Source organism: Comamonas sp. GB3 AK4-5 (assembly GCF_041320665.1).
Lineage (GTDB): Bacteria > Pseudomonadota > Gammaproteobacteria > Burkholderiales > Burkholderiaceae_C > Comamonas.
Genome location: NZ_CP166730.1, coordinates 1,385,000 through 1,397,895 on the forward strand (window position 1 = coordinate 1,385,000; position 12,896 = coordinate 1,397,895).

A 12,896-nucleotide genomic window follows, 5' to 3' on the forward strand; every position below is an offset into this window, starting at 1 on the left:
AGCGGATGAAGAAGAAACTGATTGTTGGCAACTGGAAGATGAACGGCGGTCTGCAGGCCAATGCCGAGCTGCTGGCGGGCATCCGCCAGGGGCTGCCCGCTGCGCTGTCGTGCGGCGTGGGTGTGGCCGTGCCGGCGCCTTATCTGGTGCAGGTGCAGGCAGCCGTGCAGGACTCGCCCATTGCCGTGGGTGCGCAAGATGTCTCGCAGCATGAAAAAGGGGCTTACACCGGTGAGGTGTCGGCCGCCATGCTGCAGGAGTTTGGTGTGCGCTACGTTCTGGTGGGTCACAGCGAGCGCCGCCAATACCATGGCGAAACCGACGCTGCGGTGGCGCTGAAGGCCCAGGCTGCACTGGCCAAGGGCATCACGCCCGTGGTGTGTGTGGGTGAGACCTTGGCCGAGCATGATGCGGGGCAGACGGAGGCTGTGGTCAAGCGCCAACTGGCTGCGGTGATCCAGCAGGTGGGCCATTGCGTCAGCGAGCTGGTGGTGGCCTATGAGCCCGTGTGGGCCATTGGCACCGGCAAGACCGCCACACCCGAGCAGGCCCAGGCCGTGCATGCCGTGTTGCGGGCCCAACTGGCTGCGGCCACGGCTCAGGCCGATCGCGTGCCGCTGCTGTATGGCGGCAGCATGAATGCCGCCAATGCAGCCCAACTGCTGGCACAGCCCGATATCGATGGTGGCCTCGTGGGTGGCGCCGCATTGAAGGCGGGTGACTTTTTGCAAATTATTGCTGCGGCCCAATGATGGTACGCACAGCAAGCTATTGATTTAGGAGTGATTGAATGCAAGCATTATCTGGTGTGATTTTGGGTGTGCAAATGCTCACCGCCCTGGCCATGATCGGCCTGATCCTGATCCAGCACGGCAAGGGTGCGGATATGGGTGCTGCCTTTGGCAGCGGCAGCTCGGGCAGCCTGTTTGGAGCCTCGGGCAGTGCCAACTTCCTGTCGCGCACCACCGGCGTGTTGGCCACGGTGTTCTTTGTTTGCACCTTGGCCCTGGCCTATCTGGGCAACAGCCGCCCTGCTGCCAGCACGGGCAGCGTGCTGGAAAGCACGCCCGCAGCCAGCATTCCTGCACCTGCAGCGCTGAACCCCGAAGTGCCCGCTCCGGTGGTCAATGACGTGCCTGCACCCGTGCAGCAGCCTGCTGCGCCGGCAGCAGAGCAGGTGCCTGCGAAATAAATGGGCACCATCCTGAAAAATCCTCAGAGCAGGGGTTTTTCAGGATAGAATCTGGGGATCGCCTGGAAAGCCAAAGCCTTTGTTAGAGGAGGCTCCTCATGCCATCCAGGCACTCGGGACGAAAAAGCCGTCGTGGTGGAATTGGTAGACACGCTATCTTGAGGGGGTAGTGGCGTAAAGCTGTGCGAGTTCGAGTCTCGCCGACGGCACCACACATAACAAGCCTGCCCTGATCAGGCAGTGGTCGGGGCAAGGTCAAGCGGGAAACGCGACCTCAAGATGAACCTCGATCAATACCTCCCCGTTCTCTTGTTCATCATCGTGGGCATGGCCGTAGGCATCGGCCCCCTGGTGCTCGGCTACGTGCTCGGCCCCAACCGCCCGGATGATGCCAAGAACTCCCCTTACGAATGCGGCTTTGAGGCCTTCGACGATGCCCGCGGCAAGTTCGATGTGCGCTACTACCTCGTCGCCATTCTGTTCATTCTTTTTGATTTGGAAATCGCTTTCCTGTTGCCCTGGGCCGTTGCGCTCCAGGACGTGGGTTTGGCCGGTTTCATTGCTGTGCTGATCTTCCTGGCGGTTCTGGTCGTGGGCTTTGTCTACGAGTGGAAAAAAGGCGCCCTGGACTGGGAATGACAGCGAAATACAAAGAGGAAACACGATGATCGAAGGTGTGATGAAGGAAGGTTTTGTCACCACCAGCTATGACGCTGTGGTGAACTGGGCCAAGACCGGATCGATCTGGCCCATGACGTTCGGCCTGGCCTGCTGCGCAGTGGAAATGATGCATGCCGCTGCAGCACGCTATGACCTGGCGCGTTTCGGTGCGGAAGTGTTTCGCCCCAGCCCGCGCCAGTCCGACCTGATGATCGTGGCCGGCACCCTGTGCAACAAGATGGCCCCGGCCCTGCGCAAGGTGTATGACCAGATGTCCGAGCCGCGCTGGGTGCTCTCCATGGGTTCCTGCGCCAACGGTGGTGGGTACTACCACTACAGCTATTCCGTGGTGCGCGGCTGCGACCGTGTGGTGCCTGTGGATGTGTACGTGCCTGGCTGCCCCCCCACTGCCGAAGCCCTGATCTACGGCATCATCCAGCTGCAGCAAAAAATCCGCCGCACGAACACCATCGCTCGCGTCTAAGGAGTTCAGATGTCTGCAATCGCTATTCAGCCCGAAAAGCTTCGGGATCTGGTGGCTGCTGCCTTGGGCGAAAAAGCCCGCAGTGTCACAGTCGCGCTGGGCGAGGTCACCGTCGAGGTGTCTGCCCCCCAGTATTACGCCGCCATGCAAGTGCTGCGCGATGCTCCGGAATGCCAGTTTGAACAGCTGGTGGATCTGTGTGGCATGGACTACTCCACCTATGCAGAAGTGGGCACCGAAGGTGCCCGTTTTGCTGCCGTGTCGCATCTGCTGTCCGTGAGCCTGAACCAGCGCGTTCGCGTGCGTGTCTATGCCGAGGATGACGAATACCCGGTGGTGGCTTCGGTGACTCCGCTGTGGAGCGCGGCCAACTGGTTCGAGCGCGAAGCCTTCGACCTGTACGGCATCGTGTTTGAAGGCCATGACGACCTGCGCCGCATCCTGACCGACTACGGCTTCATCGGCCATCCCTTCCGCAAGGACTTCCCCCTGTCTGGCTATGTGGAAATGCGCTATGACGAGGAGTTGGGCCGTGTGGTGTACCAGCCGGTGACCATTGAGCCGCGCGAGATCACCCCGCGCATCATCCGCGAAGAAAAGTACGGAGGCCTGCACTGAAGCGCGTAGCGCCTCCTAGTGGACGATCATGGCAGAAATCAAAAACTATTCCCTGAACTTTGGTCCTCAGCACCCGGCTGCGCACGGTGTGTTGCGCCTGGTGCTGGAGCTCGACGGTGAGGTGGTGCAGCGTGCCGACCCGCACGTGGGCCTGCTGCACCGCGGGACTGAAAAGCTGGCCGAGCACAAGACCTATATCCAGTCGCTGCCCTATATGGACCGACTGGATTACGTGTCCATGATGAGCAACGAGCATGCTTATTGCCTGGCCATCGAAAAGCTGCTGGGCCTTGAAGTGCCCAAGCGCGCCCAGTACATCCGCGTGCTGTTCTCCGAAATCACGCGCCTCTTGAACCACCTGATGTGGCTGGGTTCGAACGGCATGGACTGCGGTGCCTCCACGGTGCTGATGTACACCTTCCGCGAGCGTGAAGACCTGTTCGACATGTACGAAGCCGTGTCCGGCGCGCGCATGCATGCGGCCTACTTCCGTCCGGGCGGTGTCTACCGCGACCTGCCGGACACCATGCCCCAGTTCAAGGCCAGCAAGGTGCGCAACGCCAAGGGCGTGGCCGAGCTGAACAAGAACCGCCAGGGCTCGCTGCTGGACTTCATCGAAGACTTCACCAACCGCTTCCCCAAGTGCGTGGATGAATACGAAACCCTGCTGACGGACAACCGTATCTGGAAGCAGCGTATGGTGGGTATCGGCGTGGTGACGGCCGAGCGCGCGCTCAACATGGGCTTTACCGGCCCCATGTTGCGTGGCTCCGGCATTGCTTGGGATCTGCGTAAAAAGCAGCCCTACGAGGTGTATTCCGAGCTGGACTTCGACGTGCCCGTGGGCAAGACCGGCGACTGCTATGACCGCTACCTGGTGCGCATGGCCGAAATGCGCCAGTCCACCAGCCTGATCAAGCAGTGCGTGAAGTGGCTGCGTGCCAACCCCGGTCCGGTGATCACCGAGAACCACAAGGTGGCGCCGCCGGCCCGCGAAGCCATGAAGTCCAACATGGAAGAGCTGATCCACCATTTCAAGCTCTTCACCGAAGGCTTTACCGTGCCCGAAGGCGAAGCCTACGCAACGGTGGAACATCCCAAGGGCGAGTTTGGTATCTACATGGTGAGCGACGGGGCCAACAAGCCTTATCGCGTGAAGATTCGTGCCCCGGGCTTTGCCCACCTGTCCATGATGGATGAGGTGATTCGCGGACACATGCTGTCTGACGTGGTGGCCGTCATCGGCACCATGGATATCGTGTTCGGAGAGATTGACCGATGATTACTGAAGCGACTAAGGCGCGCTTTGCGCGCGAGGTGGCCAAGTACCCGCCCGAGCAGAAGCAGTCTGCCGTGATGGCCTGCTTGTCCATCGTTCAGCAAGAGCAGGGCTGGGTCAGCCCCGAGAGCGAGGCGGTCATCGCCGAAGTGCTGGAGATGCCCCAGATTGCGGTGCATGAAGTCACCACCTTCTACAACATGTACAACCAGCAGCCCGTTGGCAAGTACAAGCTCAACGTCTGCACCAATCTGCCATGCCAGCTGCGTGACGGCTACAAGGCCTTGAACCACCTGGAATCCAAGCTGGGCATCAAGATGGGCGAGACCACGGCCGATGGCATGTTCACGCTGCAGCAGTCGGAATGTCTGGGCGCCTGCGCCGACTCGCCCGTGATGCTGGTGAACGACCGCTGCATGTGCAGCTTCATGAGCAATGAAAAGCTCGACGAGCTGGTGGACGGCCTGCGCGCTGCGGAGGGCAAGGCATGAGTGGCATCCTGAACAATCCCGCCGCCAATGCGGTGCTGGCCAAGTTCGCTTCGTCCGGCAACGAGACCTGCTTTCATGGCCGCCACATCAACCCCCAGATCTATGCCGATCTGAATGGCAGCAACTGGTCCATCAAGGACTATGAAGCGCGTGGTGGCTATGCAGCCCTGCGCAAGCTGCTGGGCAAGGATGGCAGCGAAGGCCTGACGCAAGACCAGGTCATCGCCACCCTGAAGGAATCCGGCCTGCGCGGTCGCGGCGGTGCGGGCTTCCCCACCGGCCTGAAGTGGAGCTTCATGCCCCGCACCTTCCCCGGCCAGAAGCACCTGGTGTGCAACTCGGACGAGGGCGAGCCGGGCACCTGCAAGGACCGCGAGATCCTGGTGCACAACCCCCATATCGTGATCGAGGGCATGATCATTGCTGCCTACGCCATGGGCATCACGGTGGGCTACAACTACATCCACGGCGAAATCTTCGACGCCTACGAGCGTTTTGAAGCCGCCCTGGAAGAGGCGCGTGCCGCTGGCTATCTGGGTGACAACATCCTGGGCAGCAGCTTCAGCTTCCAGCTGCATGGTCACCATGGTTTCGGTGCCTACATCTGCGGTGAAGAAACCGCGCTGCTGGAATCGCTGGAAGGCAAAAAAGGCCAGCCCCGCTTCAAGCCGCCATTCCCGGCCAGCTTCGGCCTGTATGGCAAGCCGACCACCATCAACAACACCGAAACCTTTGCGGCCGTCCCCTGGATCATCCGCAACGGCGGCCAGGCCTACCTGGAGTGCGGCAAGCCCAACAACGGCGGCACCAAGATCTTCTCGGTCAGCGGTGACGTGAACCTGCCTGGCAACTACGAAGTGCCCATGGGCACGCCGTTCTCCAAGCTGCTCGAGCTGGCGGGTGGTGTGCGCACCGGTCGCAAGCTCAAGGCTGTGATCCCTGGTGGTTCGTCCTCGCCCGTGTTGCCGGCCGACATCATCATGGAATGCACGATGGACTACGACTCCATCTCCAAGGCCGGCTCCATGCTGGGCTCGGGCGCCGTGATCGTGATGGACGACTCGCGCGATATGGTCGAGAGCCTGCTGCGCCTGTCCTATTTCTACCAGCACGAATCCTGCGGCCAGTGCACGCCCTGCCGCGAAGGCACGGGCTGGCTGTGGCGCGTGGTGAACCGCATCCAGCACGGCGAAGGCCGTCCGGAAGACATCGAGTTGCTGGACTCCGTGTCCGTGAACATCATGGGTCGCACCATCTGCGCCCTGGGCGATGCAGCGGCCATGCCGGTGCGCGCCATGATCAAGCACTTCCGCCACGAGTTCGAAGCGAAGATCCAGAACGCTTCCAAACAGGCTGCCAAGGCCGCCTGATCGCGAGATAAGCATATGGTTGAAATTGAACTGGACGGTAAAAAGGTGGAGGTCGCTGAAGGCTGCATGGTCATGCATGCAGCCGAGAAGGCCGGCACCTATATCCCGCATTTCTGCTACCACAAGAAACTGTCCATCGCGGCCAACTGCCGCATGTGTCTGGTGGATGTGGAGAAGGCTCCCAAGCCCATGCCTGCCTGCGCCACGCCTGTGACGCAAGGCATGATCGTGCGCACCAAGAGTGACAAGGCCATCAAGGCCCAGCAATCGGTGATGGAGTTTTTGCTCATCAATCACCCGCTGGACTGCCCCATCTGCGACCAGGGCGGCGAATGCCAGCTGCAAGACCTGGCCGTGGGCTATGGCGGTGGCAGCTCGCGCTACGAGGAAGACAAGCGCGTGGTGTTCCACAAGGATGTGGGTCCGCTGATTTCCATGCAGGAAATGAGCCGCTGCATCCACTGCACCCGCTGCGTGCGTTTTGGCCAAGAGATCTCCGGCATCATGGAGCTCGGTATGGTCAACCGTGGCGAGCACTCGGAAATCACCACCGTGGTGGGCGATACCGTGGACTCCGAGCTGTCGGGCAATATGATCGACATCTGCCCCGTGGGCGCCTTGACCAGCAAGCCCTTCCGCTACAGCGCCCGTACCTGGGAGCTGTCACGCCGCAAGTCGGTCTCGCCCCATGACTCCACCGGTGCCAATCTGATCGTGCAGGTCAAGAACCACCGTGTGATGCGCGTCGTGCCGTTCGAGAACGAAGCCGTCAACGAATGCTGGATTGCCGACCGCGATCGCTTCTCCTATGAAGCGCTCAATGGCGAAGACCGCCTGACCCGCCCCATGCTCAAGCAAGGCGGCGAGTGGAAGGAAGTCGACTGGCAGACCGCACTGGAATACGTGGCCAACGGCCTGCGCAACATCAAGAACGACCATGGTGCCAACAGCGTTGCCGCCCTGGTCAGCCCGCACAGCACGCTGGAAGAGCTGTACCTGGCCGCTGCCCTGGTGCGCGGCGTGGGCAGCGACAGCATCGACTGGCGCCTGCGCCATGGCGAATTCGCCGCCGCACAAGGCGTGCGCTGGCTGGGTATGCCTATTGCCGCGCTGAACGAGCTGCAATCGGTGCTGGTCGTGGGCTCCAACCTGCGCAAGGACCATCCGCTGTTTGCACAGCGCATTCGCCAGGCTGCCAAAAAGGGCTGCAAGGTGTTCGCCATCAATGGCCGCGTGTACGACTGGGCACTGCCCGTGACGGCATCGGTGGTGGCTCCGACCGACTGGGCCCAGGCCCTGGCCGATGTGGCCGCTGCCGTGGCCCAGGCCAAGGGCGTGGCCGCACCCGTGCCGGGTGCCGGCAATGCGGAAGCCGCTGCCATCGCGCAAGCGCTGCTGTCGGGTGAGCGCAAGGCCGTGCTGCTGGGCAATGCCGCTGCACACCATGCCCATGCGGAAAGCCTGCTGGCACTGGCGCAGTGGATTGGCGAGCAGACCGGCGCAGCCGTCGGCTACCTCACCGAAGCCGCCAACACCGTGGGCGCACAATGGGCCAAGGCCCAGCCGCAAGCCCAGGGCCTGAACGCTGCGCAAATCACCTCGGGTCAGGCCAAGGCCGTGATCCTGCTGAACAACGAACCCCTGCTGGATACGGCTGCGGGTGCCAAGGCGGCCGAAGGTCTGTCCAAGGCCGAGATGGTGGTGACGCTGAGCCCGTTCAAGACGAATCTGGAATTCAGCGATGTGCTGCTGCCCATCGCCCCGTTCACCGAAACCTCGGGCAGCTTCGTCAACGCCGAAGGCCTGGTGCAGAGTTTCCACGCCGTGGTCAAGCCGCAAGGCGAAGCCCGTCCGGCCTGGAAGGTGCTGCGCGTGCTGGGCAATCTGCTGGGCGTGTCGGGCATGGACTTCGAGTCCTCGCAAGACGTGCTGGCCGTGGCCGCTGGCGGCACCAGCCAGCTCACTGCCGAGCTGAGCAACCGCACCACCGCCGCTGCGGCCGTGGTGGCAACGCCGGCCGCCGACCCGGTGACCGCAAGCATTTACCAATTGGACAGCATCGTTCGCCGTGCGCCTGCGCTGCAACTGACGGCAGATGCGCGCGAGGCCCGTGAAGGAGGCGCTGCATGATCGACGCAATCTATAACGGCGGCCTGAATATGGTCGCAGCCTCTTGGTGGGCGAGTGCCGCCTGGCCCGTCATCTGGGCCTTGCTGGGCATCATCTGCATCGTGGCGCCGCTGATGATCGCGGTGGCCTATCTGACGCTGTGGGAGCGCAAGCTGCTGGGCTGGATGCAAGCGCGTCCCGGTCCCAACCGCGTGGGCCCCTGGGGCTTGCTGCAGCCCATGGCCGACGGCCTGAAGCTGCTGACCAAGGAGCTGATTTTCCCCACGGCTGCGGCCAAGGGCCTGTTCTATGTCGGCCCGGTGATGGCCATCATGCCGGCACTGGCTGCCTGGGTGGTGGTTCCCTTTTCGCCCGACGTGGTGCTGGCCGACGTGAATGCCGGCCTGCTGCTGGTCATGGCCATCACCTCCATCGAGGTCTATGGCGTGATCATTGCGGGCTGGGCTTCCAACTCCAAGTACGCCTTCCTGGGCGCGCTGCGTGCCTCGGCACAGATGGTGAGCTATGAAATCGCCATGGGCTTTTGCTTCTTGGTGGTCATCATGGTCAGCGGCAGCATGAATCTGACGCAGATCGTGGTGGGACAAGGCCAGGGCCAGTTCGCCAGCATGGGCGTGGGCATTCTGTCGTGGAACTGGCTGCCGCTGCTGCCTATCTTCATCGTCTACCTGATCTCCGTGGTGGCCGAAACCAACCGTCACCCCTTTGACGTGGTGGAAGGCGAGTCGGAAATCGTGGCTGGCCACATGGTCGAGTACTCGGGCATGGGCTTTGCCGTCTTCTTCCTGGCCGAATACGCCAGCATGTGGCTGGTGTCCATCCTGGCGGTGATCATGTTCCTGGGTGGCTGGTTGCCTCCGCTGGATGTGCTGTCCTTCGTGCCGGGCTGGATCTGGCTGGCCATCAAGACCTTCATGGTGGTGTCCTGCTTCATCTGGATCCGCGCTACTTTCCCGCGCTTCCGCTATGACCAGATCATGCGTCTGGGCTGGAAGATCTTCATTCCCGTCACCCTGGTGTGGCTGGTCATCGTGGGTGCCTGGTTGCACTCGCCTTGGAACATCTGGAACTAAGCGGGGATACGAAGAATGTCTGCTGTTGCTGCAACCCCATTTTCCTTCAAGGATTTCCTCAAGAGCTTCATGCTCTGGGAGCTGGCCAAGGGCATGGTACTGACCGGTCGCTACGCGTTTTCGCGCCGTGTGACGATTCAGTTCCCCGAGGAAAAGACCCCGCTGTCGCCACGCTTCCGTGGCCTGCACGCGCTGCGCCGCTATGAAAACGGTGAAGAGCGCTGCATTGCCTGCAAGCTGTGCGAAGCCGTGTGCCCCGCCATGGCCATCACCATCGAGTCGGATGTGCGTGACGACGGTTCGCGCCGTACCACGCGCTACGACATCGACCTGACCAAGTGCATCTTCTGCGGTTTCTGCGAAGAGAGCTGCCCGGTCGACTCGATCGTGGAAACACAGATCTTTGAATACCACGGTGAAAAGCGTGGCGACCTGTACTTCACCAAGGACATGTTGCTGGCCGTGGGTGACCGCTATGAAGCCGACATCGCCGCTGCCAAGGCAGCCGATGCCAAGTACCGCTGAAGCGGCTCCTGATCCAGAAAGATTCGAATCATGGATGCCAAGACTGGTTTTTTCTATCTCTTCTCGGCGGTGCTGCTGTTTGCAGCCTTCCGGGTCATCACGGCGCGCAACCCTGTGCACGCTGTGCTCAATCTGATTCTGGCCTTCTCGCAAGCTGCGGCCGTGTGGCTGCTGCTGAAGGCTGAATTCCTGGCCATTGCCCTGGTGCTGGTGTACCTGGGTGCGGTGCTGGTGCTCTTCCTGTTCGTGGTGATGATGCTGGACATCCGCATCGATACCGTGCGGCGCGGTTTCTGGCGGCATTTCCCGCTGGCAGCCTTGATCGGCGCGGTCATCACTTTCGAGATGGTTCTGGTGGTGATGGGTGGCTTCAGCAGCATGGATGAACCCAAGCCTGTGGCCGAGCTGCTGAATGCTGCAGGCCAGGTGCTGCCTTACTCCAACACCCAGGCACTGGGCAAGCTGCTGTATACACAGTATCTGTACCCGATCGAGATCGCCTCGGTGATTTTGCTGGTTGCCATGATCACGGCCATTGCCCTGACCCTGCGCAAGCGCAAGGACAACAAGGCCATCAGCGTTTCGCTGCAGGTGCGCGTGCGTGCCGAAGACCGTCTGACCATGGTCAAGATGCCCAGCACCCAGGCCCCCGCGCCTGTGGACGCAACCGTTGTCGAGGAGAAGAAGGCATGACGCTCACACTGGGACATTTCCTGACCTTGGGTGCGATGCTGTTCGCCATGTCGGTGATCGGGATTTTCCTGAACCGCAAGAACCTCATCGTGCTGCTGATGGCCATCGAATTGATGCTGCTGTCGGTGAACATGAACTTCGTCGCGTTTTCGCATTACCTGGGTGACATGCACGGCCAAGTGTTCGTGTTTTTCATCCTGACGGTGGCAGCGGCCGAATCGGCCATCGGCCTCGCCATCCTGGTGCTGCTGTTCCGCAACAAGTCCAGCATCAATGCGGAAGATCTCAACGCCCTGAAGGGCTGAGTCGCCCGTCTTAGCAAGGTCCAGAAGAATGAGTCAAACCCTCTCTGCATCCATGCTCCTGGCGGTGCCATTGGCACCGCTGGCGGGCTCCGCGTTGGCAGGCATATTCGGCACTGCCTTTGGCGGCAACAAATTTGGTCGCGCGGCCAGTCGTTCCCTCACCATCCTCGGGGTGTTGATTGCGTTCGTCCTCTCCGCGATGACGTTCCAGTCCGTCGTTTTCGACGGAGCCACTTTCGATCAGACCATCTATGAATGGATGACGGTGGGCAGCCTGAAGATGGAGATCGGTTTCCTGATCGACAGCCTCACTGCCATGATGATGTGCGTGGTGACCTTTGTGTCGCTGATGGTGCACATCTACACCATCGGCTACATGGAAGAAGATGACGGCTACAACCGTTTCTTCTCCTACATCTCGCTGTTCACCTTCTCCATGTTGATGCTCGTGATGAGCAACAACCTGCTGCAGCTGTTCTTCGGCTGGGAAGCCGTGGGTCTGGTGTCCTATCTGCTGATCGGTTTCTATTTCAAGAAGCCCTCGGCCACCTTCGCCAACATGAAGGCCTTCCTGGTCAACCGTGTGGGTGACTTTGGCTTCATCCTGGGCATCGGCCTGATCGCTGCCTACACCGGCACCTTCAACTACGCAGAAATCTTTGCCAAGCTGCCCGAGATCCAGAACACGCTGCTGCCGGGTACGGCATGGCTGCTGGTGACGGTCACGGCCATCTGCCTGTTCATCGGTGCCATGGGCAAGTCGGCCCAGTTCCCGCTGCATGCCTGGCTGCCGGATTCGATGGAAGGCCCGACCCCCATCTCCGCGCTGATCCACGCCGCCACCATGGTGACGGCAGGTATCTTCATGGTCTCGCGCATGTCGCCGCTGTATGAGCTGTCGGACACCGCGCTGAACTTCATCCTGGTGATCGGCGCCATCACGGCCCTGTTCATGGGCATTCTGGGCATCATCCAGAACGACATCAAGCGCGTGATTGCGTATTCCACGCTGTCGCAGCTGGGTTACATGACGGTGGCTCTGGGTGTGTCTGCCTACTCGGTGGCTACCTTCCACCTGATGACGCACGCCTTCTTCAAGGCCTTGCTGTTCCTCGGTGCGGGCTCGGTCATCATGGGCATGCACCACAACCAGGACATCCGCTGGATGGGTGGCGTGCGCAAGTACATGCCCATCACCTGGATCACCTTCCTGCTGGGCAATCTGGCTTTGATCGGCACGCCGTTCTTCTCGGGCTTCTACTCCAAGGACGCCATCATTGAAGCGGTGCACGCCTCCAACCTGCCTGCAGCTGGCTTTGCCTACTTTGCGGTGCTGGCTGGTGTGTTCATCACGGCCTTCTACTCCTTCCGCCTGTACTTCATCGTCTTCCACGGCAAGGAGCGCTACGACCAGAACCCCGATGCCCACCATGACGAGCACCATGCGCACGATGACCACCACGGTCATGGCCATGATGCCAAGCCGCATGAGTCGCCCTGGGTGGTGACCGGCCCTCTGGTGCTGCTGGCCATTCCTTCGGTGGTGATCGGTGCCATGGCGCTGATGCCCATGCTGTTCGGTGACTTCTTCAAGGGCGTGATCTTTGTCGACGCCACCAAGCACCACGCCATGGCCGAGCTGGCACAAGAGATCCACGGTTGGGTGCCCATGGCACTGCATGGCTTCCAGGCTGCGCCTTTCTGGCTGGCTCTGGCGGGCGTGGTGGTGTCCTATGTGTTCTACATGGTCATTCCCAGCATTCCGGCTGCCATCAAGTCGTTCTCGCAAAAGATCGGCCTGTACCAGGTGCTGGAAGGCAAGTACGGCGTGGACTGGGTCTACGAGAACGTCTTTGCCCGCGGTGCACGCTGCATTGGCACGGGGCTGTGGAAGGCCGGTGACCAGACCCTGATCGATGGGGTGCTTGTCAATGGATCCTGGAAGCTGGTGGGCAAGATTGCCGCACTGGTGCGCCGTCTCCAGTCTGGCTACATCTACCACTACGCATTGGTCATGATCCTGGGCATCTTCCTGCTCATGACCTATTTCGTGTGGCTCAACAAATAAGGAAGTAG

General features: G+C 61.1%; 14 protein-coding genes and 1 tRNA gene. All 15 read left to right on the forward strand.

Features of this window, described 5'->3' with window-relative positions; genetic code table 11:
* The first annotated feature begins 5 nt into the window (after positions 1-5).
* The 15 genes from tpiA to nuoL all read left to right on the forward strand — a co-directional run bounded on the left by tpiA (position 6) and on the right by nuoL (position 12,888).
* Entirely contained in the window at positions 6-752 is a 747-nt protein-coding gene (gene tpiA, locus ACA027_RS06185) for a triose-phosphate isomerase (protein WP_370681524.1), read from the forward strand.
* Positions 753-790: 38 nt separating this feature from the next.
* On the forward strand, positions 791-1,192 hold the full coding sequence (secG, locus tag ACA027_RS06190; RefSeq protein ID WP_370681525.1) for a preprotein translocase subunit SecG: 402 nt from the start codon (positions 791-793) through the stop codon (positions 1,190-1,192).
* Between the two features lie 126 nt (positions 1,193-1,318).
* Positions 1,319-1,404, forward strand: a tRNA-Leu gene (locus ACA027_RS06195).
* Positions 1,405-1,471: 67 nt separating this feature from the next.
* Positions 1,472-1,831, forward strand: a complete 360-nt coding sequence (locus tag ACA027_RS06200) for an NADH-quinone oxidoreductase subunit A (protein ID WP_370681526.1) — start codon at positions 1,472-1,474, stop codon at positions 1,829-1,831.
* Between the two features lie 25 nt (positions 1,832-1,856).
* On the forward strand, positions 1,857-2,336 hold the full coding sequence (locus tag ACA027_RS06205; RefSeq protein ID WP_066539321.1) for an NADH-quinone oxidoreductase subunit B family protein: 480 nt from the start codon (positions 1,857-1,859) through the stop codon (positions 2,334-2,336).
* A gap of 9 nt (positions 2,337-2,345) precedes the next feature.
* Positions 2,346-2,954, forward strand: a complete 609-nt coding sequence (locus ACA027_RS06210) for an NADH-quinone oxidoreductase subunit C (RefSeq protein WP_370681527.1) — start codon at positions 2,346-2,348, stop codon at positions 2,952-2,954.
* A 28-nt stretch (positions 2,955-2,982) separates the two neighbouring features.
* Positions 2,983-4,236 carry an NADH-quinone oxidoreductase subunit D gene (locus tag ACA027_RS06215; protein ID WP_370681528.1) on the forward strand — a complete coding sequence of 418 codons (1,254 nt, stop codon included), beginning with the start codon at positions 2,983-2,985 and terminating at the stop codon, positions 4,234-4,236.
* Positions 4,233-4,724: an NADH-quinone oxidoreductase subunit NuoE gene (nuoE, locus tag ACA027_RS06220; RefSeq protein ID WP_370681529.1), complete on the forward strand. Its 492-nt coding sequence runs from the start codon at positions 4,233-4,235 to the stop codon at positions 4,722-4,724. Before ACA027_RS06215 ends, nuoE begins: the two co-directional genes overlap by 4 nt.
* Positions 4,721-6,094, forward strand: coding sequence for an NADH-quinone oxidoreductase subunit NuoF (gene nuoF, locus ACA027_RS06225; protein WP_370681530.1), 1,374 nt, complete (start codon positions 4,721-4,723; stop codon positions 6,092-6,094). Before nuoE ends, nuoF begins: the two co-directional genes overlap by 4 nt.
* A gap of 15 nt (positions 6,095-6,109) precedes the next feature.
* Complete coding sequence (gene nuoG, locus ACA027_RS06230; RefSeq protein WP_370681531.1) at positions 6,110-8,224, forward strand: NADH-quinone oxidoreductase subunit NuoG; 2,115 nt, start codon at positions 6,110-6,112, stop codon at positions 8,222-8,224.
* Positions 8,221-9,297 carry an NADH-quinone oxidoreductase subunit NuoH gene (gene nuoH / locus ACA027_RS06235; protein ID WP_370681532.1) on the forward strand — a complete coding sequence of 359 codons (1,077 nt, stop codon included), beginning with the start codon at positions 8,221-8,223 and terminating at the stop codon, positions 9,295-9,297. Before nuoG ends, nuoH begins: the two co-directional genes overlap by 4 nt.
* Before the next feature lie 15 nt (positions 9,298-9,312).
* Positions 9,313-9,822: an NADH-quinone oxidoreductase subunit NuoI gene (nuoI, locus tag ACA027_RS06240; RefSeq protein ID WP_370681533.1), complete on the forward strand. Its 510-nt coding sequence runs from the start codon at positions 9,313-9,315 to the stop codon at positions 9,820-9,822.
* Positions 9,823-9,852: 30 nt separating this feature from the next.
* Positions 9,853-10,515, forward strand: a complete 663-nt coding sequence (locus ACA027_RS06245; RefSeq protein WP_370681534.1) for an NADH-quinone oxidoreductase subunit J — start codon at positions 9,853-9,855, stop codon at positions 10,513-10,515.
* Entirely contained in the window at positions 10,512-10,820 is a 309-nt protein-coding gene (nuoK, locus tag ACA027_RS06250; RefSeq protein ID WP_370681535.1) for an NADH-quinone oxidoreductase subunit NuoK, read from the forward strand. The genes ACA027_RS06245 and nuoK overlap by 4 nt, the downstream gene beginning before the upstream one ends.
* Before the next feature lie 28 nt (positions 10,821-10,848).
* Positions 10,849-12,888, forward strand: a complete 2,040-nt coding sequence (gene nuoL / locus ACA027_RS06255; RefSeq protein WP_370681536.1) for an NADH-quinone oxidoreductase subunit L — start codon at positions 10,849-10,851, stop codon at positions 12,886-12,888.
* The last annotated feature ends 8 nt before the right edge of the window (positions 12,889-12,896 follow it).

What these genes read in the sequence shown, in the direction of transcription:
- tpiA (WP_370681524.1), top strand. Translation starts at nt 6, where the DNA reads ATGAAGAAGAAACTGATTGTTGGCAACTGGAAGATGAACGGCGGTCTG.
- secG (WP_370681525.1), top strand. Translation starts at nt 791, where the DNA reads ATGCAAGCATTATCTGGTGTGATTTTGGGTGTGCAAATGCTCACCGCC.
- ACA027_RS06200 (WP_370681526.1), top strand. Translation starts at nt 1,472, where the DNA reads ATGAACCTCGATCAATACCTCCCCGTTCTCTTGTTCATCATCGTGGGC.
- ACA027_RS06205 (WP_066539321.1), top strand. Translation starts at nt 1,857, where the DNA reads ATGATCGAAGGTGTGATGAAGGAAGGTTTTGTCACCACCAGCTATGAC.
- ACA027_RS06210 (WP_370681527.1), top strand. Translation starts at nt 2,346, where the DNA reads ATGTCTGCAATCGCTATTCAGCCCGAAAAGCTTCGGGATCTGGTGGCT.
- ACA027_RS06215 (WP_370681528.1), top strand. Translation starts at nt 2,983, where the DNA reads ATGGCAGAAATCAAAAACTATTCCCTGAACTTTGGTCCTCAGCACCCG.
- nuoE (WP_370681529.1), top strand. Translation starts at nt 4,233, where the DNA reads ATGATTACTGAAGCGACTAAGGCGCGCTTTGCGCGCGAGGTGGCCAAG.
- nuoF (WP_370681530.1), top strand. Translation starts at nt 4,721, where the DNA reads ATGAGTGGCATCCTGAACAATCCCGCCGCCAATGCGGTGCTGGCCAAG.
- nuoG (WP_370681531.1), top strand. Translation starts at nt 6,110, where the DNA reads ATGGTTGAAATTGAACTGGACGGTAAAAAGGTGGAGGTCGCTGAAGGC.
- nuoH (WP_370681532.1), top strand. Translation starts at nt 8,221, where the DNA reads ATGATCGACGCAATCTATAACGGCGGCCTGAATATGGTCGCAGCCTCT.
- nuoI (WP_370681533.1), top strand. Translation starts at nt 9,313, where the DNA reads ATGTCTGCTGTTGCTGCAACCCCATTTTCCTTCAAGGATTTCCTCAAG.
- ACA027_RS06245 (WP_370681534.1), top strand. Translation starts at nt 9,853, where the DNA reads ATGGATGCCAAGACTGGTTTTTTCTATCTCTTCTCGGCGGTGCTGCTG.
- nuoK (WP_370681535.1), top strand. Translation starts at nt 10,512, where the DNA reads ATGACGCTCACACTGGGACATTTCCTGACCTTGGGTGCGATGCTGTTC.
- nuoL (WP_370681536.1), top strand. Translation starts at nt 10,849, where the DNA reads ATGAGTCAAACCCTCTCTGCATCCATGCTCCTGGCGGTGCCATTGGCA.